Origin of the sequence: Variovorax sp. MHTC-1, from assembly GCF_003984645.1 — a bacterium.
Classification (GTDB): Bacteria; Pseudomonadota; Gammaproteobacteria; order Burkholderiales; family Burkholderiaceae_C; genus Variovorax.
Window position 1 is genome coordinate 275,094 of record NZ_RWKI01000002.1, and the last position, 19,715, is coordinate 294,808.

Annotated in this window: 20 protein-coding genes; 4 read left to right on the forward strand and 16 right to left on the reverse strand. The window is 66.3% G+C overall.

Annotated elements, in window-relative coordinates:
* Positions 1–12: 12 nt before the first annotated feature.
* The 5 genes from EJI01_RS04635 to oxc form a co-directional block, all read right to left on the reverse strand.
* Complete coding sequence (locus EJI01_RS04635) at positions 13–339, reverse strand: hypothetical protein (RefSeq protein WP_126836138.1); 327 nt, start codon at positions 337–339, stop codon at positions 13–15.
* 174 nt (positions 340–513) lie between these two features.
* Positions 514–1,761, reverse strand: coding sequence for a formyl-CoA transferase (gene frc / locus EJI01_RS04640; RefSeq protein ID WP_126835942.1), 1,248 nt, complete (start codon positions 1,759–1,761; stop codon positions 514–516).
* The gene (locus EJI01_RS04645; RefSeq protein WP_126835943.1) at positions 1,758–2,201 is read right to left on the reverse strand and encodes a PAS domain-containing protein; all 444 of its coding nucleotides are present in this window, start codon (positions 2,199–2,201) and stop codon (positions 1,758–1,760) included. The genes frc (EJI01_RS04640) and EJI01_RS04645 overlap by 4 nt, the downstream gene beginning before the upstream one ends.
* Before the next feature lie 22 nt (positions 2,202–2,223).
* Positions 2,224–3,501 carry a formyl-CoA transferase gene (gene frc / locus EJI01_RS04650; RefSeq protein ID WP_126835944.1) on the reverse strand — a complete coding sequence of 426 codons (1,278 nt, stop codon included), beginning with the start codon at positions 3,499–3,501 and terminating at the stop codon, positions 2,224–2,226.
* A 25-nt stretch (positions 3,502–3,526) separates the two neighbouring features.
* Complete coding sequence (oxc, locus tag EJI01_RS04655; protein ID WP_126835945.1) at positions 3,527–5,314, reverse strand: oxalyl-CoA decarboxylase; 1,788 nt, start codon at positions 5,312–5,314, stop codon at positions 3,527–3,529.
* Positions 5,315–5,469: 155 nt separating this feature from the next.
* Between oxc and EJI01_RS04660 the strand changes: the two genes are divergently transcribed.
* Positions 5,470–6,078: a Crp/Fnr family transcriptional regulator gene (locus EJI01_RS04660; protein ID WP_126836139.1), complete on the forward strand. Its 609-nt coding sequence runs from the start codon at positions 5,470–5,472 to the stop codon at positions 6,076–6,078.
* Here the strand turns inward: EJI01_RS04660 and EJI01_RS04665 are convergent.
* From EJI01_RS04665 to EJI01_RS04680, 4 genes are all read right to left on the reverse strand, one after another.
* Entirely contained in the window at positions 6,075–6,911 is an 837-nt protein-coding gene (locus tag EJI01_RS04665; protein WP_126835946.1) for a cytidylate kinase family protein, read from the reverse strand. The genes EJI01_RS04660 and EJI01_RS04665 overlap by 4 nt on opposite strands.
* A 16-nt stretch (positions 6,912–6,927) precedes the next feature.
* Positions 6,928–8,457, reverse strand: a complete 1,530-nt coding sequence (locus tag EJI01_RS04670) for a tripartite tricarboxylate transporter permease (protein WP_126835947.1) — start codon at positions 8,455–8,457, stop codon at positions 6,928–6,930.
* A gap of 21 nt (positions 8,458–8,478) precedes the next feature.
* Positions 8,479–9,000, reverse strand: coding sequence for a tripartite tricarboxylate transporter TctB family protein (locus EJI01_RS04675; RefSeq protein WP_126835948.1), 522 nt, complete (start codon positions 8,998–9,000; stop codon positions 8,479–8,481).
* Positions 9,001–9,098: 98 nt separating this feature from the next.
* Positions 9,099–10,130: a Bug family tripartite tricarboxylate transporter substrate binding protein gene (locus tag EJI01_RS04680; protein WP_126835949.1), complete on the reverse strand. Its 1,032-nt coding sequence runs from the start codon at positions 10,128–10,130 to the stop codon at positions 9,099–9,101.
* A 242-nt stretch (positions 10,131–10,372) separates the two neighbouring features.
* On the opposite strand from EJI01_RS04680, the gene EJI01_RS04685 reads away from it, so the two are divergent.
* A complete protein-coding gene (locus EJI01_RS04685) occupies positions 10,373–10,612 on the forward strand; it encodes a hypothetical protein (protein ID WP_126835950.1) in 240 nt (79 codons plus the stop codon).
* Between the two features lie 36 nt (positions 10,613–10,648).
* On the opposite strand, the gene EJI01_RS04690 is transcribed toward EJI01_RS04685, so the two are convergent.
* The 3 genes from EJI01_RS04690 to aceE all read right to left on the reverse strand — a co-directional run bounded on the left by EJI01_RS04690 (position 10,649) and on the right by aceE (position 14,610).
* On the reverse strand, positions 10,649–11,353 hold the full coding sequence (locus tag EJI01_RS04690) for a nucleotidyl transferase AbiEii/AbiGii toxin family protein (protein ID WP_126835951.1): 705 nt from the start codon (positions 11,351–11,353) through the stop codon (positions 10,649–10,651).
* Complete coding sequence (locus EJI01_RS04695) at positions 11,346–11,831, reverse strand: helix-turn-helix domain-containing protein (protein ID WP_126835952.1); 486 nt, start codon at positions 11,829–11,831, stop codon at positions 11,346–11,348. Before EJI01_RS04695 ends, EJI01_RS04690 begins: the two co-directional genes overlap by 8 nt.
* Before the next feature lie 61 nt (positions 11,832–11,892).
* Positions 11,893–14,610, reverse strand: a complete 2,718-nt coding sequence (gene aceE / locus EJI01_RS04700) for a pyruvate dehydrogenase (acetyl-transferring), homodimeric type (protein ID WP_126835953.1) — start codon at positions 14,608–14,610, stop codon at positions 11,893–11,895.
* A 106-nt stretch (positions 14,611–14,716) separates the two neighbouring features.
* Between aceE and EJI01_RS04705 the strand changes: the two genes are divergently transcribed.
* Complete coding sequence (locus EJI01_RS04705; RefSeq protein WP_126835954.1) at positions 14,717–15,181, forward strand: Lrp/AsnC family transcriptional regulator; 465 nt, start codon at positions 14,717–14,719, stop codon at positions 15,179–15,181.
* 70 nt (positions 15,182–15,251) lie between these two features.
* On the opposite strand, the gene EJI01_RS04710 is transcribed toward EJI01_RS04705, so the two are convergent.
* From EJI01_RS04710 to EJI01_RS04725, 4 genes are all read right to left on the reverse strand, one after another.
* On the reverse strand, positions 15,252–16,463 hold the full coding sequence (locus EJI01_RS04710) for a hypothetical protein (protein WP_126835955.1): 1,212 nt from the start codon (positions 16,461–16,463) through the stop codon (positions 15,252–15,254).
* Between the two features lie 103 nt (positions 16,464–16,566).
* Positions 16,567–17,979 (reverse strand): UbiA family prenyltransferase, encoded by a 1,413-nt coding sequence (locus tag EJI01_RS04715; protein ID WP_260602321.1) that lies wholly within the window; start codon positions 17,977–17,979, stop codon positions 16,567–16,569.
* 7 nt (positions 17,980–17,986) lie between these two features.
* A complete protein-coding gene (locus EJI01_RS04720) occupies positions 17,987–18,361 on the reverse strand; it encodes a DMT family transporter (RefSeq protein WP_126835957.1) in 375 nt (124 codons plus the stop codon).
* Positions 18,362–18,406: 45 nt separating this feature from the next.
* On the reverse strand, positions 18,407–19,549 hold the full coding sequence (locus EJI01_RS04725; protein WP_126835958.1) for a murein transglycosylase A: 1,143 nt from the start codon (positions 19,547–19,549) through the stop codon (positions 18,407–18,409).
* Here EJI01_RS04725 and EJI01_RS28640 point away from each other — a divergent pair.
* The gene (locus tag EJI01_RS28640) at positions 19,548–19,709 is read left to right on the forward strand and encodes a hypothetical protein (protein ID WP_185878812.1); all 162 of its coding nucleotides are present in this window, start codon (positions 19,548–19,550) and stop codon (positions 19,707–19,709) included. The genes EJI01_RS04725 and EJI01_RS28640 overlap by 2 nt on opposite strands.
* Positions 19,710–19,715 lie beyond the last annotated feature (6 nt).

Genomic DNA, 19,715 nt, shown 5'->3' on the forward strand with positions numbered 1-19,715 from the left:
AAGCAGACCGAATTACGCGCCGAGGTCGGCGCCGGCCAGGGTCGCCCAATCGAAGTGTCCGGAAGCGGCGCCGGGCGCGGGGCCGCGCTTGCGGTGCTCGGCCTGTTTCTGCTGGATGACTTCGACCAGGAATTTCTCGTCGTACGCGCGCAGCAAATGGGGCTGGCGGGTCTTCAGGTAGTGGCAGATCCGGTCGGCGGCATCCGGAATCCTGGCCAGCAATTCGTAATAGGTAGGGCTGTCCCAATACCACCGGAAACCCAATTCGTAGAACGCTGCGTTGTATGCATTGCGCTCGACTTCGTCGTTCCAGTATTGAATTGGCAAATCATTGACCATGAGCTTCTCCATGAATTTGAATGCCGCAGCGGATGAATTGGATTTCGCTCGGCATGGTCAAAATGTAGGATGGCTGATCGATAATTAATAGTGAAAGTATTTTATTGAATGCATTCTCTATGAGTTATGGATCGAGGGTGGCAAATTTCCTTGTCCGTCCCGTCCACGCCCAGTTCAGATCACGCGCTCTTCGCGCAGCATCGCCACGTCGTCCGCGCTGTAGCCGAGCTGGCGCAGCACTTCCTCGGTGTGTTCGCCGAGCAGCGGCGAACGCGTCACCTCGGTCGGGCTGTCGGACATCTTGATGGGATTGCCCACGGTCAGGTACTTGCCCCGCGTCGGATGGTCGACCTCGACGATGGTGCCGGTCTGGCGCAGCGACTCGTCGGCGGCGATTTCCTTCATCGACAGGATCGGCCCGCAGGGAATGTCGTACTTGTTGAGGATCTCCATGGCCTCGAACTTGTCCTTGGTCATGGTCCACTGCTCGATGCGCGCGAAGATCGGCTTCAGGTGCAAGAGGCGGGCGGCCGGCGTGGCGTAGGCCTCGTCGTCGATCCAGCCCTCTTCGCCGATGACCTTGCACACAGCGGGCCAGACTGCACCCTGCGTGATGAAGTAGATGTAGGCGTTGGGGTCGGTCTCCCAGCCCTTGCAGCGCAGGATCGAGCCCGGCTGGCCGCCGCCTGAGGCGTTGCCGGCGCGCGGCACCGCGTCGCCGAACTTGCCGTCGGGGTATTGCGGGTACTCGTGCATGGTGCCGGTACGCTCCAGGCGCTGCTGGTCGCGCATCTTCACGCGGCACAGGTTGAGCACCGCGTCCTGCATCGGCGCCAGCACCTGCTGCCCGCGCCCGGTGCTGTTGCGCTGGTAGAGCGCGGCGACGATGCCGAGCGCCAGGTGCAGGCCGGTGCCGCTGTCGCCGATCTGCGCGCCGGTGACGACCGGCGGGCCGTCCTCGAAGCCGGTTGTCGACGCGGCGCCGCCGGCGCACTGCGCGACGTTCTCGTAGACCTTGCAGTGCTCGTATTTGCCGGGGCCGAAGCCCTTGACCGAGGCCACGATCATGCGCGGGTTCAAGTCCTGGATGTGGCTCCAGGTGATGCCCATGCGGTCCAGCGCGCCGGGCGCGAAGTTCTCGACCAGCACGTCGCAGGTCTTGATCAGCGTGTCCAGCACCTGCTTGCCTTTCGGCTTCTTGGTGTCCAGCGTGATCGAGCGCTTGTTGTGGTTCAGCATCGTGAAATAGAGGCTGTCCACGCCGGGAATGTCGCGCAGCTGGCCGCGCGTCGCGTCGCCTTCGCCGGCGCGCTCGACCTTGATCACGTCGGCGCCGAACCAGGCCAGCAGCTGGGTGCAGGTGGGGCCCGACTGCACATGGGTGAAATCGAGAATCCGAACGCCCTCGAGTGCCTTGCTCATCGACTGTCTCCTTCTTGGATCTTGGCCTCGACTTCTACCAGACGAGCGCGCAGTTTGCGCTCCTCGGCGAAGCGGGCGGTCTCGTCGCGCACCATGGCGACGATGCCCGTGACCTTTCGATCTTCGGAGAACAGCATCGATACCGTGAAGGCGATCGACAGCGTGTGCCCGTCCTTGTGCAGGGCGGGCACGCGCAGCAGGTCGGCGCCGTACTTGGTGATGCCCGTGTCCATGGTCTTCTGAAAGCCGTCCCAGTGCCGGCCGCGCTGGCGTTCCGGGATGATCAGATCGAGCGACTTGCCCAGCGCCTCGGCTTCGGTGAAGCCGAAGATGCGCTCGGCGGCCTGGTTCCAGAGCGTGATCGCCCCTTGCGCATCCGCGACCATGATGGCGTCGCCGGCGCCGGCGACGAGCTGAGCAAGATCCACGTCCGAGTGCAAACCAAACCTCCCTTTCGCGACCTCAAACTACCTTGGCTTCGCGCAGATTGACGATCTGGTCCTTGGTGTAGCCCAGCTCCGCCAGCACCTCGTCGGTGTGCTCGCCCAGGAGCGGCGAGGCCGTCACCTCGGGTTTGAGGTCCGAGAACTTGATCGGGCTGCCGATGGTCCAGTAGGTGCCGCGCTCCTTGTGCGGCACTTCGACGATGGAGCCGCTCTTGCGCAGCGACTCGTCGCGCAGAAGTTCCTTCATCGACAGCACGGGCGCGCAGGGAATGTCGAACTTGCGGAAGATGTCGACTGCCTCGAACTTGGTCTTGTCCTTGATGAAGTCCTCGATGGTCGCGAAGATCTGCTCGATGTGCGGCTGACGAGCCTTGGCGGTGGTGTAGTCGGGGTCGGTCTTCCACTCCGGCTTGCCCAGCGCATCGCAGATCGGCTCCCAGGCGTGGCCCTGTACCGTGAAGTAGATGTAGGCGTTGGGGTCGGTCTGCCAGCCCTTGCACTTGAGGATCCAGCCCGGCTGGCCTCCGCCGCCGGCGTTACCACCGCGCGGCGTCACCTTGTCCGCGAACGCTTCCATCTCGTGCGGGTACTGGGGGTACTCCTCCAGATAGCCCACGCTTTCCAGGCGCTGTTGATCGCGCATTTTCACGCGGCACAGGTTGAGCACGGCGTCCTGCATCGAGCAGGCCACCTTCTGACCCTTGCCGGTCTTCTCGCGGCCGATGATGGCCGTCAGGATGCCGATAGCCAGGTGCATGCCGGTGTTGGAGTCGCCGAGCGCGGCCGACGAGATGGTGGGCTGCGAGTTCTCGCCCTTCCACCAGCCGGTGGTCGAGGCGGCGCCGCCGGCGCACTGCGCCACGTTCTCGTAGACCTTCAGGTCCTCGTAGTGGTGGCCTTCGCTGAAGCCCTTGACCGACGCGTGGATCAGCTTGGGGTTGAGTTCCTGGATGCGTTCCCAGGTGAAGCCCATACGGTCGAGCGCGCCGGGGCCGAAGTTTTCGACCAGCACGTCGGATTCGCGCACCAGCTGCTCGAGCACTGCCTTGCCTTCCGGCTTCTTGGTGTCCAGCGTGATCGAGCGCTTGTTGCTGTTGAGCATTGTGAAGTACAGCGCGTCCACGTTCGGGATGTCGCGCAGCTGGCTGCGCGTGACGTCGCCGGCGCCCGGACGCTCGACTTTGATGACGTCGGCGCCGAACCAGGCCAGCATCTGCGTGCAGGCGGGACCGGCCTGGACATGGGTGAAGTCGATGATCTTGATGCCGTTGAGTGGTTTGTTGCTGCTGCTCATGGGATATCTCCTGTATTGCCTGGGATTACTTCTTCTTCGCCGTTGCCGGGTTCAGACTGGTGATGCGGCCGCTTTCGGTGCCGGCGGTCTCGTCGATCACGGCGTTGATCAGGGTCGGCCGGCCGGAGGCGACGGCCTCGGCCAGGGCCTTCTCCAGCTCGTCCGCGGTGGTGGCGTTGACGCCGACGCCGCCGAAGGCCTCGATGAGCTTGTCGTAACGCGCGTTCTTGACGAACACGGTCGGCGCCACGTCGGGCGTGCCGCTCGGGTTCACGTCGGTGCCGCGGTAAACGCCGTTGTTGTTGAAGACGACGATGCAGACCGGCAGGTTGTAGCGGCAGATGGTTTCGACTTCCATGCCGCTGAAGCCGAAGGCGCTGTCGCCCTCGATGGCGATCACAGGCTTGCCGGTGACCACGGCCGCGGCGACGGCGAAGCCCATGCCGATGCCCATGATCCCCCAGGTGCCGACGTCGAGGCGCTTGCGCGGCTCGTACATGTCGACGATGCTGCGCGCGAAATCGAGCGTGTTGGCGCCTTCGTTGACGACGATGGCATCGGGCCGCGCCTTCACCTGGTCGCGGATCACGCTGAGCGCGCTGTGGAAGTTCATCGGCGAGGGCCGGGCGGCCAGCGTGGCGGCCATCTTCGACAGGTTCTTGTCCTTGCGCTCGGCGATGGCGCCGGTCCAGTCGGCCGGCGGCTTGGCCCACTTGGCATCGATGCCCGCCACGAGTGCCGCGACGCAGGAGCCGATGTCGCCGATCACCGGCGCGGCGATCGCGACGTTGCTGTCGATCTCGGTCGGCGCGATGTCGATCTGGATGAACTGCTTGGCGCCCTTCTCCTGCGCCCAGGTCTTGCCCTTGCCGTGCGACAGCAGCCAGTTGAGGCGCGCGCCGACCAGCATCACGACGTCGGCTTCCTGCAGCACATAGGAACGCGCGGCCGCGGCCGATTGCGCATGGGTGTCGGGCAGCAGGCCCTTGGCCATCGACATCGGCAGGTAGGGAATGCCGGTCTTCTCGATCAGCGCGCGAATGTCGGCATCGGCCTGCGCATAGGCCGCGCCCTTGCCCAGCAGGATCAGCGGCTTCTTGGCACTCTTGAGCAGGTCGAGCGCGCGCTTCACCGCGTCGGGCGCCGGGATCTGGCGCGGCGCCGGGTCGATCACCTTGATCAGCGATTTCTTGCCGGCTGCCGCGTCCATGGTCTGCGCGAACAGCTTGGCCGGCAGGTCGAGATACACGCCGCCCGGGCGGCCCGACACGGCCGAGCGGATCGCCCGGGCAATGCCGACGCCGATGTCCTCGGCATGCAGCACGCGGAAGGCCGCCTTGCACAGCGGCTTGGCGATCGCGAGCTGGTCCATCTCCTCGTAATCGCCCTGCTGCAGGTCGACGATCTCGCGCTCGCTCGAGCCGCTGATCAGGATCATCGGGAAGCAGTTGGTGGTCGCGTTGGCCAGCGCGGTCAGGCCGTTGAGGAAGCCGGGCGCCGATACCGTCAGGCAGATGCCGGGCTTTTGCGTCAGGAAGCCGGCGGCCGCGGCGGCGTTGCCGGCGTGCTGCTCGTGGCGAAACGAGATGACGCGCATGCCTTCGGCCTGCGCCATGCGCGTGAGGTCGGTGATCGGGATGCCGGGAAGACCGAAAATGGTGTCGATGTCGTTCAGCTTCAGCGCGTCGATCACGAGGTGGAAGCCATCGGTCGTTTCGCGGTCCGGCGCGTCATCGGTCATGTTCTTGAGGGCACGCGCGACCAGGTCGTCGGCTGTGGTGGCTCCCTGCTGGGCTGTGCTAACTGAAGACATGTCTCTCCTTCTGCTTCGTGGTGAATGGCCGGGGGCCGAGCCACGACTATGATTCGGGCCCAGGCTTTCAGCTGTTGACCTCGGTCAACTTTCCGGAAAACGGGCGCTCTCCCGGTGAACCGGCGGTTGTTGCGAAATCGAGCAAGACGGGAACCATGACGTTGTTGGAAAACCACCCGGAGAAAAACATCATCCGCGCCCAGCTCCGGCAGAACATCCTTCTCAAGGACCTGAGCGAGAGCGATCGCGCCGAACTGGAAACCCATCTCGCCGTCGTGGACGGCAACAAGGGCGACTTTTTGCTGCACCAGGGCGTGCGCGAGATGGCGCAGTACTTCATCCTCGACGGCATCCTCAAGCGGGTGGTGAGCAACCCGGAGGGCAAGGAAATGATCCTGCGCTTCGCCGACGAGAACGACATGGAGACCAGCTACGCCGCGCTGCGGCTCGGCACGCCCACGCCGTACGGCATCGTCTGCGTGACCAAGGCGCGCGTGGCCAGCCTGCCGCTGAAGGAATGGATCGCGTTCCTGAACCGCCATCCGGAAAGCAAGGAGCTGTTCGAGTTCAGCGTCATGCGCGGGATGAGCGAGATCATGGCGCACACCATCACGCTGCACCTGCTGGACGCCCCCGGTCGCGTGCACCGCTTCATGCGCAAGCATCCGGAACTAGTGGATCGCATTCCGAGCAAGGAACTGGCCTCCTATCTCAACCTCTCCGCGGAAACCCTGAGCCGGCTGAAGAAGCGCGGAAAAATCTAGGTCTGCTTGGAGGAGGCGAACAGCCGCGAGCTGGTCATCAGCCTCAGCTGGTTGTCGACGCTCTGCACGCCGGCCACCGCCGCCGCAACGTCCTCGGTCTGGCTTCGCTCTTCCGCGTCGAGCACGATCCCGCGCAGCGCGACCTGACCTTGCCTGGCGTTGATCGTGATGTTGATGTCGCGCGTCGCCGGATGCTCCTTCAGCGCCGCGCGAACGCGCGCCTCCAGTGCCATGTCGGCGAGCATGGCGCGCGATTCGGGCGTCTCGGCGAATTCCGGGCGGCTCGCCAGCAGGCTGATCTGCTCCACGCAGCTCTCGACCGACAAGCGATCGGTGTTGAGCACCAGGTCGTAGAGCACCGGGTCGCCCCAGGTGACGCCGAACTGGTCGTTCATGCGCGACGCGTGCGCCTGGTCGCTGCGGCGCAGCTCGGCTTCCGCGAATTCGACATCGTCGGTGCCCAGATGGCCCATCAGCCACTCGACCCGCTTCTTGAACGAGCGCGTGACGCGCACGCACACCACGTGCGGCACCGGACGCAGCAGGCAGGTGGCGCCCCAGCCGCGCAGCACGACGTTGCCGCGGTCGGCCAGCGCGAACAGTTCTTCCGCTGTGTAGAGGGCGACGCTGCGCTTGTCGGTTGTCAAGCGCTCTACGAGCCCGGCCTTGCCGTCGCGCAGACGGCCGATCAGGCTGGTGGACACCTGCGCGCGGTCGGCCACGCGCTCGATGGCCTCGTGGCGCATGACGGCCAGCCCGAGCGACTCGGCGAGCCGCAGCGACACGTCCTTGGCGAGGGAACCCATTTCCTGGGTCATTGCGATGACGGGCATGGTGTCGGCTCCTCGTTCAGTCCACCGGCCGCTCGACGGCGAACTCGTCAGGCTTTTTTGGCTTGATCATTGCCATCACCTTCGAGATCACCGGCCAGAACAGCAGCACCAGGGCCAGCGTGGTGATGCTGCCCACCAGCGGATTCGCCCACATGATCATGACGTCGCCTTGCGAGACCAGCATGGCCTGGCGGAACGAGTCTTCGGCCTTGTCGCCGAGCACCAGCGCCAGCACCAGCGGCGCCAGCGGGAAGTCGAGCTTCTTGAAGAGGTAGCCCACCACGCCGAAGCCGAGCATGAACCAGATGTCGAGCATCGCGTTGTGCACGGTGTAGGCGCCGATCGCACAGATCACGATGATCACCGGCGCGATGATCGAGAACGGAATGCGCAGGATCGAGGCAAAGAGCGGCACGGTGCTCAGCACGACGATGAGGCCGACGATGTTGCCCAGGTACATGCTGGCGATCAGGCCCCAGACGAAGTCCTTCTGCTCGACGAAGAGCAGCGGCCCCGGCTGCAGACCCCAGATCAGCAGGCCGCCCAGCAGCACAGCAGCGGTCGGCGAGCCGGGGATGCCCAGCGCCAGCATCGGCAGCAGCGCGCTGGTGCCGGCGGCGTGCGCGGCGGTCTCGGGCGCCACGACGCCTTCCATTTCGCCGGTGCCGAACTTGGTGCCGTTCTTCGACATCTTCTTGGCCAGGCCGTAGCTCATGAACGAAGCCGGCGTCGCGCCGCCCGGCGTGATGCCCATCCAGATGCCGATCAGCGAGCTGCGCAGCGAGGTCACCCAGTATTGCGGCAGCTGCTTCCAGGTCTGCAGCACCACCTTGGGATCGATCTTCGCGCTCTTGCCGGAGAACTTGAGGCCCTCCTCCATCGACAGCAGGATCTCGCCGATGCCGAACAGGCCGATGACCGCGATCAGGAAGTCGAAGCCGCGCATCAGCTCGGGCTGCCCGAAGGTGAGGCGCAGCTGGCCGGTCACGGTGTCCATGCCGACGCTGGCCAGCGCGAAGCCGAGCGCCATCGACCCCAGGATCTTGAAGGGCGAGCCCTTGCCCATGCCGACGAAGCTGCAGAAGGTCAGCAGGTACACCGCGAAGAATTCGGGCGAGCCGAACTTGAGCGCGAACTTGGCCACCAGCGGCGCCAGGAAGGTGATCATCACCACGGCGAGGAAGGCGCCCACGAAGGACGAGGTGAACGCCGTGGTCAGCGCCGCGCCGGCCTTGCCCTGCTGGGCCATCGGATAGCCGTCGAAGGTGGTGGCCACCGACCACGGCTCGCCCGGGATGTTGAACAGCACGGAGGTGATGGCCCCGCCGAACAAGGCGCCCCAGTAGATGCACGACAGCATGATGATGGCCGAGGTCGGCGACATCGTGAACGTGAGGGGCAGCAGGATGGCCACCCCGTTCGCCCCGCCCAGGCCCGGCAGCACGCCGATCAGCACGCCGAGGATGATGCCGACGAACATCAGGCCGATGTTCATCGGCGTCAGGATCACTGCAAAGCCCTGCATCAGGGCACTGATTTCTTCCATTTCGCGTTCGCTCCGTGAGATTCAGTAGCCGAGAAAGCGAAGGGGGTCGAGCGAACCTTTGAAAAGGGGCACCTTGAACCACACTTCGAACATGAAGAAGAAGAGCGTGTTGACGGCCAGCGCGATGAGCACGCTCTTGACCCACGAGTACTTGCCAAGAACGATCATGAACAGCGCGATGTAGAGCGCCGATGCGATGTACAGCCCCAGGAAGGAAACGGCCAGCACGTACACCGTCGCCGGAATCAGCACGGACATCACGCGCTTCAATTGCTCCGAATCGACGAAAACCTCGGTCTTCTTGTGCTTTCCGAGCAGGGCTTGATACAGGATGCCGGCGCCCGAGATGGTGATGATCAGGCCGATGTAGAAGGGAAAGTAACCCGCCCCGGGGCCGTCGGTGGTCCAGCCGGCGCCCAGCCTGCGGCTTTCGTAGATCACTACCAGGCCGATGATCAACAGGACCGCCGCAACCACCGCCTCCACCAGATTGGTGGCAACGCCCACGCGCGCCGGGCTGTCGGAATTCTCTTCGTGCTCCATGGAGCCCCCATCGTGTATTTGTGATGAAAACGGAATGCGGCGCCCCCGCCATGCACCGCTCGGGGTGATGGCTGCTGCGTGCGCCGCTCGGCGCGCTGTTACTTGCCGCTTGCGGCCATGAAGCCGGCTTCAGTCATCAGGGTGCGATGGGTAGCCTCTGCGTCTGCGAGCCACTTCTTGAACGCGTCGCCGGTCATGAAGGTCGAGTTGAAGGCACCCTTCTCCATGTATTCCTTCCACTCGGGCGTGGCCGCGACCTTGGTCAGCAGGTCCACATAGAACGCGAGCTGGTCGGGCGTCACGCCCGCGGGCATGAAGATGCCGCGCAGCATGGTGTAGTTGGTCGGCACGCCGGCTTCCTTGCAGGTCGGGATGTCGTTCCACGACTGCGTGTCGGTGACCTTGGCCTTGAAGGGCATGCGCTCGTCGTCGAACACGCACAGGGCGCGCAGCTTGCCGGCGCGCCACTGGGCGACCGCCTCGATGGGGTTGTTCACGGTGGAATGCACGTGGCCGCCCACCAGCTGCACCGCGACTTCGCCGCCGCCCTTGAAGGGCACGTAGATGAACTTCGTGCCGGTGGCCTTCTCGAGAGCCACCGTGATGATCTGGTCTTCCTGCTTCGAGCCGGTGCCGGCCATCTTGAACTTGCTCGGCCCCGCCGCTTTCGCCGCGGCGATGTACTCGGCGGCACTCTTGTAGGGCTGCTCGGCGTTCGTCCACAGCACGAACTGGTCGAGCGCGAGCATGGCGACCGGCGTCATGTCCTTCCAGTTGAAGGGCACGCCGGTGGCCATCGGCGTCGTGAACAGGTTCGACAGCGAGATCACGATCTTGTGCGGATCGCCCTTCGCTTCCTTGACCGCAAGGAAGCCCTCGGCGCCGGCGCCGCCCGACTTGTTGACGACGATGAGCGGCTCCTTCATCAGCTTGTGCTTGATGATGATGCCCTGCATCAGTCGCGCCATCTGGTCGGCGCCCCCGCCGGTGCCGGCAGGGATGACGAATTCCACCGGCTTGGTGGGCTCCCACGCGGCGAAGGCAGGTGTCGTGACCGCCAGCGCCATGACGGCCGCGGTGGACAGGCTGGCTGTGCAGGCCTGGGTACGCGAAATGAGATTCCGAATCATGTTGTCTCCTATGTGGGCTGTGCTCTTCTTGCATGGAATCTCAGTCGAAATCCCAGTGAAGCGAATGCTGCGCGCCGCCGCCCAAAGCCGGCTTGACCATGGTCAACTTTTCGGAGATTCCGTATGCGGGTAAGCCCGTGCCGCGCCGGCAACCCAGGAGGATGGAATCAAGGGTTTACCCTTTAATCGGGTAAACCCTATAAGATGCACGGAACTCGACTTTGCAATCCAGGAGTTCCCTAATGTCTACCACCCTCGACCCATCGTCCCGCGCGAATGCATTCGGCGGCCTGGCCGGCGCGTTCAAGGCCTTGGCCGATGAAGCCAGCATGCTCGTTCATGCCTTGCTGAATCCGAACAAGATCATCGAGGAAGTCGAACAGATGCGCGCCCTACACCAGGACGCGAACAAGATCGAAGCCAGCAACCCGGCGCGCGCCGCCGCGTTGCGCTCGCAGGCCTCTCGCGTCGGCCTGCGCTGAGCGCGCATTCGCCGGCCAAGCCGGCGAGGATTCAGCTCAGGTCAATACCCTCCTCAATGCGCGAATGCGCTGCCATACCTGCGCCTGCGTACCGGCCATGCCCATGACATGCATGCACCGCTCCAGCCAGCCGGTGCGCTCGCGCATGCGTTCGATGGCGCGCTGCAAGTCGCGGCGCACGGCCACCCCGTAGGCACCTTCGGCCTTTGCGACGGCATCGCGCAGCAGCGCCAAGGTCGGCTTCATCATCGCCAGGTCGATCAGGTCGCGGCTGAACACGCCGTCATCGGGCCAGCGGTCGGAGTTGGCGAGCAGCTTGCTTGCGGCCATGTCCAAAAGCGTGAGCGTCGGAACGCCGCACAGTTCATCGGCTTTGCCAGGTGCCCGCAACGCCATGCGGGCCTCGAACACGATCTCGAACTTGATCGGCTGGTCATCGACCTGCACGCGCGTGCGGATGCCGTACTGGTCGGCACGCAGTTCTCCAGCCTGCGCCAGCGGTGTGGCATCCGCCCGCGTGACAGCCGCGAGCCCGTCGATGCCCGTCATTGCCTGCCGAAGCTGACGGTATGCCGCAAGGTCCGACACGAGGAAATCGATGTCCACCGATTCGCGGTACTCGCCGAAGCGCAGCGCGATCGCGGTCCCGCCGCCGAACAGGCAACCCAGCTCGCGCAGCCGCGACCCGTCGAGCGCCTGGAGTACCCGAGCGACGCGGCGGTGATGCGGCCGTTCAAACAACGGGATCGTTCCCTAGAGCCAGCCGCAAGGCATCGACGAGGTCACGCTCGGCCGCGGACAGCGTCGCAGGATCGAGGTGCCGCCAGTTGCGCTCGTAGATGCCCAGTGCTTCGCGCGGCGTCAGTTCCTGCGGGCCATGGACCTGCCACGCGAGTTCCTTGAGCCCGGGGTAGTCGGCGATGCGGATGCGCGCGGGAAGCCAGCCTTGGCGGTGCGCTTCGGCGGGCGCAGCAGCTTCTTCCTGCGGCTTGACATCGACGGCCAGACCCAGAGCCGCCAGCACCCGCAGGTATGCACCCATGGTGACCGCCGGCTCGCCCTTCTCGATTCGATGCAAGGTCACACGCGAGATGCCGGCCGCTTCGGCCGCGGCGACAGCGCTGATGCCCAGGTCCTTGCGGCGCCAGCGCGCCGCGGCGCCAATGCTAGCCAGGATTTCGGCAGATTGGCGGGTCAGTTCAGGGGCAGAAGAAGGCATAAGTGTTTCTCATTTTGAACAAATAGCCTAATTTGTCAATAATGAGAAACATATTTCGGCCTCAGCCCAATGCGTACCGCGCCGCGCCCACGATGCTTTCGGCATCCACACCGAAGAACCGGCGCAGCGCCGCGCGCGTATCGCTGCGGCCGAAGCCGTCGGTGCCCAGCGTGAGATAGCGGCGGCCTTCGGGCAGGAATGCACGGATGCTTTCAGGCACCGCGCACACATAGTCGGTCGCCGCGATCACCGGCCCGCTGCCGCCCGCCAGCTGCTGCGCGATGAAGGGCGTGCCCGGCGCCGCATCGCCGGCCAGCGCACGCTGCTCGCAGGCTCTCCCATCGCGCGCAAGTTCGCTCCAGCTTGTGACGCTGAAGACCTCGGCCTCGATGCCTTCCGCGGCCAGCAGCTGCGCCGCCTTGAGGACCTCGGTCAGGATCGCGCCGGAGCCGAGCAGCGTCACCTTGGCCGACGCGCGCTCCGGACCCTCGAAGCGATAGCAGCCGCGCAGCACATCGGCCTCCGCGCCTGCCGGCAGGTCGGGCTGGGCGTAGTTCTCGTTCATCAGCGTGACGTAATAAAAAACGTCCTTCTGCAGGGTCATCATCTCGCGGATGCCGGCATCGACGATCACCGCCATCTCGCCCGCGAAGGCCGGGTCGTAGGCCTTGCAGTTGGGGATGGTGGCGGCGACCAGATGGCTCGTTCCGTCCTGGTGCTGCAGCCCCTCGCCGCCGAGCGTGGTGCGCCCCGAGGTGGCGCCGAGCAGAAAGCCGCGCGCGCGCTGGTCGGCCGCGGCCCAGATCTGGTCGCCCACGCGCTGGAAGCCGAACATCGAGTAGTAGATGTAGAAGGGCAGCATCGCCAGGCCGTGCACGCTGTAGCTGGTGGCCGCCGCGGTCCAGCTCGCGATGGCGCCGGCTTCGCTGATGCCCTCTTCGAGGATCTGGCCGTCGGTGGCCTCGCGGTACGAGAGCACCGAGCCGATGTCCTCCGGCGCATAGCGTTGGCCCACGCTCGAATAGATGCCGACCTGCTTGAACAGGTTGGCCATGCCGAAGGTGCGCGCCTCGTCGGCCACGATGGGCACGATGCGCGGGCCCAGCGCCTGGTCCTTCATGAGGTTGCCCAGCATGCGCACGAAGGCCATGGTGGTGCTCATCTCCTTGCCGCCGGCGCCGACCGCGAACTGCGCGTAGCTCGCGAGTTCGGGCTTGGCGACCGGATCGCACGCGGTTTCGCGCCTGGGCATGCTGCCGCCGAGCGCGGCGCGCTTCTCCAGCAGGTAGCGCATCTCGGGGCTGTCCTCGGCCGGCTTGTAGAAGGCAGCCTGCGCGGCCTGCTCGTCGGTGAGCGGCAGGTCGAAGCGATCGCGGAATTCGATCAGGTCGTGCTCGTCGAGCTTCTTCTGCGAGTGCGTGGTCATCTTGCCCTGCCCCGCGCTACCCATGCCGTAGCCCTTCTTGGTGTGGGCCAGGATCACGGTGGGCTGGCCGCGGTGCGCGGCGGCGGCTGCGTAAGCGGCGTGGATCTTCACCAGGTCGTGGCCGCCGCGCTTCAGGCGGTCGATCTGCTCGTCGGTCATGCCTTGTGCGAGGCGCGCGAGTTCCTGGTTCTGGCCGAAGAAGGTGTCGCGGTTGTAGCGGCCGTCCTTGGCCGCGAAAGTCTGCATCTGGCCGTCGACCGTGTTCGCGAATGCGCGTGCCAGCGCGCCGCCGGTGTCGCGCGCGAACAGGCCGTCCCAGTCGCTGCCCCAGACCAGCTTGATGACGTTCCAGCCGGCGCCGGCAAAGAGTTTCTCGAGCTCGTCGATGATGCGGCCGTTGCCGCGCACCGGGCCGTCGAGGCGCTGCAGGTTGCAGTTGACCACCCACACCAGGTTGTCGAGCTTCTCGCGCGCGGCCAGCGTGAGCGCGCTCATCGACTCGGGCTCGTCCATCTCGCCGTCGCCGAACACGCCCCACACTTTTCTCGCTTCGCAATCGAGCAGGTTGCGGTGCGTCAGGTAGCGCATGAAGCGGGCGTGGTAGATCGAGCTGATCGGGCCGATGCCCATCGAGCCGGTCGGGAACTGCCAGAAGTCCGGCATCAGGTACGGGTGCGGATAGCTGGAGAGGCCGCGCGCGCCGCTGCCGGTGGTGAAGGCCGGCGCGGTGAGCTCCTGGCGGTAGTGCCGCAGGTCTTCTTCGCTCAGGCGCCCTTCGAGAAAGGCGCGCGCATAGACGCCCGGCGCGCTGTGCGGCTGGAAGAACACCAGATCGCCGCCCTGCTCACCTTGCCCCCCACGCTCCCCCGCTTCGTGTGGGTCGCTGCCCCCCCGAGGGGGGCCTTCGCCGCTAGGGGCGGCCCGTCGCGGCTCGCGCGCACGGAAGAAGTGATTGAAGCCGGTCTCGAACAGGTCGGCCGCGCTCGCGTAGCTCGCGATGTGGCCGCCCAGCTCGCCATAGGCCTGGTTGGCGCGCACCACCATCGCGAGCGCGTTCCAGCGCATCAGCGAGGCGAGGCGCTCCTCGATCGCGAGGTCGCCCGGAAACGCGGGCTGCGCCTCGACCGCGATGGTGTTGACGTAAGGCGTCGACAGCTCGGGCTGCCAGCCGACACGCTGGCTGCGCGCGATGCGCGCGAGTTCGTCGAGCATCCAGCGCGCGCGCTCCGGCCCGTGCGCCTCGGCCAGCGAAGCGAAGGCATCGCGCCATTCGGCGGTCTCTTGCGGGTCGGGATCGTTCAAGGGCACGTCGATCAGCGCGCGCAGCTGACCGGAAGGAATCGGGGCATTCATGGACCGCACTTTAGGCCGCCGCCAATGAAATGGGCTGCCGTTCCAGCGGCTCTCTCAAGGTTACTGCAGCATAGAATGCCGCGATTCATCGAATTCAAAGCATTTCATGCATCTGGACACGATCGACCTGCGCATCCTCGACGAGCTGCAGCGCGACGGCGCGCTCTCGAACGTCGAGCTCGCGCGGCGCGTGCACCTGTCGCCCTCGCCCTGCCTCGCGCGCGTGAAGGCGCTCGAAACCGCGGGCGTGATCCAGCGCTACGTGGCGCTGGCCAATGCGGCCGTGCTGGGGCTGGGGCTCAACGTGTTCATCTCGATCAGCCTCAAGACGCAGAGCAAGAAGTCGCTGGCCGACTTCGAGCAGCGCATCGCCGAGCACGACGAGGTGATGGAGTGCTACCTGATGACCGGCGACAGCGACTACCTGATCCGGGTCGCGCTGCCCGACATCGGCGCGCTCGAGAAGTTCATCCTCGAGCAGCTGACGCCCATCGCGGGCATCGAGAAGATCCGCTCGAGCTTTGCGCTCAAGCAGGTGCGCTACAAGACGGCGCTGCCGTTGCCGAAGTAGCGCGTCATTCCCGCCGTTCGCGCCGAGCCTGCCTGTCCTGAGCTTGTCGAAAGGCGAAGCGCTCGTCCCCTCAGCGCGTGTGCTGCAGCAGGCGCGCCGCCGTCTCGTACATCGCGACGTTGTTGAAGGCCGCGAGCCCGGCTGTCAGCAGCGCGATGCACGCGGCGACCGGGCCAGGCAGCGAACGCGCGGCAAACACCGCGAGCGCCATCAGGAGCGGCAGGAAGTGCGCGGCATAGAGAAAGGTCTCCTCGCCGTAGACCAGATGCAGCACGACTTGCGCCGCCAGCGTGAGTCCGAGCACCTTGCCGAAGACATGCCACTGCGGCGAACGCAGGAGCCCGTGGGTGCCGGCCGCCAGCAGCAGGGTCCACAGGCCGAGCGCGAGCATGCCCGCCCAGCTGCCCGAGCCGGGCGCGCTCAGTTGCACCGTGAGCCAGTTCAGTTTCGGCGCTTCGGATGCCTGGGCCAGCAGCACTTCGGGCAGGCTGATCGGATGCCAGAACATGCCGGCGAGCTGGTTCAGCACGGTGCCGGACTCCTGGAGGCCCATGTAGTCCACCTCTTCGCGGCTGCCGAGAAAGAAGAACTTGGCGAAGCTGTAGAGAAAGCGCTGCGGCACAGTGAGGAGGGCGACGATCGCGAACGCGATCGCGCTGATGGCGAGCGCGCGCCGCCAGGGCCGCTGTACCACGGCCAGCGCCAGCCCCGCGACCCAGTTGGTGACCGTGATGCTGAGGCTCGCGATGCTGGCGGCGATCAGCAGCCGGTCGCTCACCGGCCGATGCGCCGCCAGCGCCGCGACCAGCAGCACCCACAGCAGGGTCAGCGATCCGACGCCGAAGGTCTCCGGCACCGAGAACCAGAACTGGAAGCCGGCGCTCGAAATGGCCAACAGCGAGAAGCTGGCCGCAACGAAGCGGCCGGTGCCGAGCAGCCGGCACAGCGCGTAGAAAGAGACCACCCACAGCACCGCCACCAGGACCGTGAAGCGCATGGCCGCCTGCAGATCGCTGCCCGGCCACAGCGCGCGCAGTGCGGCGACCAGCGGATGGATGAGGATCGAGGCGATCGGATGGACCTTGGTGCGGTAGTGGTTGCTCTGCGAGTCCACCATGTTGGCCAGCACGCGCGGCAGGTCGGCCTGGAACCAAGCGTCCAGGCCCTCGGGCCGAAAGAGCTGCGGCGGCAATTGGCGCGACAAGGTCAGCAGCAGCCACAGCGCCAGCGCCGCGAGCAAGGCGGCGAGCAGCGCATCCCAGGCGAGGCTGCGCTTCGTCATGGGTGCGTGGGGGCCCACGCCGGCGCCGGGCCGCCCCCAACGCGGCGTGCGGCCCCCTCGGGGGGCAGCGACGACACGAAGTGCGGGAGCGTGGGGGCCATCCTCACCCTGCCATCCATATCGCGACGGCCCCGATCGCCACGGCCAGCCGGCTGACCCAGTCGCGCGCGGCAAAGACCACCGGATCGTCGTGCAGCACGCCGCGGATCGCCTTGAGCCAGATGCGCATGGTCCAGAACAGGAAAACCGGGATCAGGATCCAGAGATATTCGGGGTCTTCGTAGCGCGCCAACATCTCCTGGTCGTGCAGGTAGAGGCCGAGCAGCAGGGCCGCCATCTGCCCGGCAGCGACGCCGGTGCACAGCACGAAGGGCGCATCGGTAGCCACGTAGCCGCGATTGCGCTTCATCTGGCGCACCTCGGCGGGCGGGCCGGTCAGCTCGACGTAGCGCTTGGCCAGCGCCAGGCTCAGGAAGATGAAGAGCGAAAACGAGAGGATCCAGAAGGACAGCGGCTGGCCCGTGGCCGCCGTTCCGGCCGCCACCCGGATCGTGTAGAGGCCGGCCAGCGAGAACACGTCGACCACCGCGCGGCGCTTGAGATGCAGCGAGTAGGCCGTGGTCAGCGCCATGTAGAGCAGCAGCACGCCCACGAAGGCATCCGGCAGCAGCGCGAGCGACAGCGCCAGCGAAGCGGCGCACAGCACGCCCGCCATGACCAGGCCCGCGGGCACCGAGATCTCGCCGGCGGCGAAGGGCCGCGTGCGCTTGCGGTGATGCCGCCGGTCCGTTTCGAGGTCGAGCAGGTCGTTAAGCACGTAGATCCCCGAGGCCATCAGGCCGAAGGCCAGGAAGGCGAGCGCCGCGTTGACGACCAGCGGCTGCGTGAGCTCGTGCAGCACCGGCATCAGCGGCAGGAAGATCAGCACGTTCTTGAGCCACTGGTGCAGCCGGGCGCCGTACAGATAGCGCCTCCAGGACGTGCGCGGCGGCACGATGTGCGCCACGACCGTGCTCGCACCGGCCGCGCGCCGGGCCAGCGCTTCGGAGCGGCTGACGACCACCGCGGCTTCGGCGCCGCGCCAGACCGCGAGGTCCACGCTGTGATCGCCGGCATAGCAGAAGGCGCGGCCGCCTGCGTCGGCCTCGATCGCCGCCAGCTTGCCCGCTCCGCGCAGGTTGCGCTCGCCATCGGAGGCGAGCACCGCATCGAAAAGGCCCAGGTGCCGGGCCACCGCATGCGCGAGCCTGGCGTCGCTCGCCGTGACCAGAACCGTGCGCCGGCCGGCGGCGCGCGCATTGCGCACCAGCTCGATCACCTCGGGCCGGTAGGGCAGCGTCGTCACATCGATGGTGATGCGCTGCGCCACCTCGTCCTTGAACGCCGCCTTGCCGCGCAGCAGCCAGAGCGGCAGGGAGAGCAGCGACAGCGGCGAAGCGCGCACCAGCTGCAGCAGGGATTCGTGCAGCAAGTCGGTCGCGACCAGCGTGCCATCGAGGTCGACGTACAAGGGCAACAAAGCCTCAGCTCCTGCTCAAGACCACGACCCCGGCCAGGATGATGGCGATGCCCAGCACCCGGCCGGAGGTCAACGGCTCTCCGAACAACTGCCATGCCAGCAGCGCTGCGATCACATAGCCCATCGACAGCATCGGATAGGCGATGGTCACATCGACGCGCGTCAGCGCGATGATCCACAGCCCTGCGCTCACGAAATAGCAGACCAGGCCGAGAACGATCCAGGGCTGGGTGGCCGCGTTGCACGCCGCCGCCATCAGCGATTGCCCGCTGCCCATGGTCACCGTGCCGAGCGTCTTGGCGCCGGCCTTGAGCATCAGCTGCGCCGCCGAGTTGAGCAGCACGCCCGCGAAGATGATCGAAAAGGTCTGCAGATTCATGAAGATCCATGCCCGTCGAAGGCAAGGATCATGCCCTGGCACCCTCTACTTCGGCCACAAGACCCACAAACGCAGAGGCTGATTCATGCGCGCGGCCAGGCGCCCTGCTTCGGCGCCGGTACCGGCGAAATAGTCGGCGCGCACGGCGCCGACGATCGCGCTGCCCGTGTCCTGCGCCACCACCAGCTTCGCGAGCGGCACCACCGGCCCGGGCGAGGCCAGCCAGACCGGCGTGCCGTAGGGAATGCTCTCGCGGTCGACCGCGATCGAGCGCCCGGCCGTGAGCGGCACGCCCTGCGCACCGACGGGGCCGGAGGCGGCATCGGTTTCGGACAGCGGCTCTTCGCGGAAGAACACGTAGCGCGGATTGCTCCACAGGAGCTGCGACAGGCGCTGCGGGTTCTGCGCGGCCCAGAGCTTGGTGTCCTCGGGCCACAGACTGACCTTGGTCGCGCCCTGGCTCACAAGCCATTGCTGCACGCTCTTGTAGGGCTGCTCGTTGGTGGCCGCAAAAGCCACGCGCACGGTGCGCTGCGAGCCGTCGGCTTCGGTGATGCGCAGGCGCCCCGAGCCCTGGATATGCAGCATCAGCACGTCGATCGGATCGGCCAGCCAGGCGATCTCGCGGCCGCGCAGCGCGGCCTGGGCCTGCGGCAGGGTGTCGATCTCCTGCCGCGTGTACCAGGGGCGGCGCGCCACCAGGCCGGCCGGCGCCTGGTAGAGCGGCACGGTGTGGGTCGCGGTCGGCCGCCGCGAAGCGTCGAACACCGGCTCGTAGTAGCTCGTGAGCTTGCCCTCGCTTTGGCCGCCCGCGAGCGATTCGACGCGGTAGGGCTGCAGCCTCTGCTGCATCCATTCGCGCTGTTCCTCGGTCTCGGCGAGCGCGAGCTGGCGTACCTCGCGGCACAGCGGCGCGAAGGCCGCGTTGGGGCGCGCGCAGTTGGCGACCATCGCGACCCAGCCCTCGTGCAGCGCGTCCTCGCTGAAGCCCGGCAGTTCGGACCAGGGCACGGGCACCCACTTGCTCTTGGGATGGGAGAGCGACCCGGTGAGCGGCCCCAGCTCGCGCTGCGGGCTCGCGCCCGGCACGGCCGCGGGTGCTGCGTCGGGCTGCAGGGTGCCGACCGAACAACCGGCGAGCGTTGCTACGATCGCGAGCCCGACCAGCCACTGGAGTCCTTTTGTCATGGGTTTGATTTTGCTTGAAGCGCTGGGTGCCGGAATCGTGCTGGTGCTGATCGTCTGGTGGACCATGTTCTCGGGCCGCAAGCGCGGCGAGATGCACGATGCGGGCGATTCTGAAAAAGAGTCTTCGTCCGACGAGCCGCCGCCGGGAGGCTCCACATAATTCCTC

Bases quoted from the DNA above. Each gene is read 5' to 3' on its own strand.
- EJI01_RS04635 (WP_126836138.1), bottom strand. From the start codon at position 339: ATGGTCAATGATTTGCCAATTCAATACTGGAACGACGAAGTCGAGCGC.
- frc (WP_126835942.1), bottom strand. From the start codon at position 1,761: ATGAGCAAGGCACTCGAGGGCGTTCGGATTCTCGATTTCACCCATGTG.
- frc (WP_126835944.1), bottom strand. From the start codon at position 3,501: ATGAGCAGCAGCAACAAACCACTCAACGGCATCAAGATCATCGACTTC.
- oxc (WP_126835945.1), bottom strand. From the start codon at position 5,314: ATGTCTTCAGTTAGCACAGCCCAGCAGGGAGCCACCACAGCCGACGAC.
- EJI01_RS04660 (WP_126836139.1), top strand. From the start codon at position 5,470: ATGACGTTGTTGGAAAACCACCCGGAGAAAAACATCATCCGCGCCCAG.
- EJI01_RS04665 (WP_126835946.1), bottom strand. From the start codon at position 6,911: ATGCCCGTCATCGCAATGACCCAGGAAATGGGTTCCCTCGCCAAGGAC.
- EJI01_RS04670 (WP_126835947.1), bottom strand. From the start codon at position 8,457: ATGGAAGAAATCAGTGCCCTGATGCAGGGCTTTGCAGTGATCCTGACG.
- EJI01_RS04675 (WP_126835948.1), bottom strand. From the start codon at position 9,000: ATGGAGCACGAAGAGAATTCCGACAGCCCGGCGCGCGTGGGCGTTGCC.
- EJI01_RS04680 (WP_126835949.1), bottom strand. From the start codon at position 10,130: ATGATTCGGAATCTCATTTCGCGTACCCAGGCCTGCACAGCCAGCCTG.
- EJI01_RS04685 (WP_126835950.1), top strand. From the start codon at position 10,373: ATGTCTACCACCCTCGACCCATCGTCCCGCGCGAATGCATTCGGCGGC.
- EJI01_RS04695 (WP_126835952.1), bottom strand. From the start codon at position 11,831: ATGCCTTCTTCTGCCCCTGAACTGACCCGCCAATCTGCCGAAATCCTG.
- aceE (WP_126835953.1), bottom strand. From the start codon at position 14,610: ATGAATGCCCCGATTCCTTCCGGTCAGCTGCGCGCGCTGATCGACGTG.
- EJI01_RS04705 (WP_126835954.1), top strand. From the start codon at position 14,717: ATGCATCTGGACACGATCGACCTGCGCATCCTCGACGAGCTGCAGCGC.
- EJI01_RS04710 (WP_126835955.1), bottom strand. From the start codon at position 16,463: ATGACGAAGCGCAGCCTCGCCTGGGATGCGCTGCTCGCCGCCTTGCTC.
- EJI01_RS04720 (WP_126835957.1), bottom strand. From the start codon at position 18,361: ATGAATCTGCAGACCTTTTCGATCATCTTCGCGGGCGTGCTGCTCAAC.
- EJI01_RS28640 (WP_185878812.1), top strand. From the start codon at position 19,548: ATGGGTTTGATTTTGCTTGAAGCGCTGGGTGCCGGAATCGTGCTGGTG.
- EJI01_RS04725 (WP_126835958.1), bottom strand. From the start codon at position 19,549: ATGACAAAAGGACTCCAGTGGCTGGTCGGGCTCGCGATCGTAGCAACG.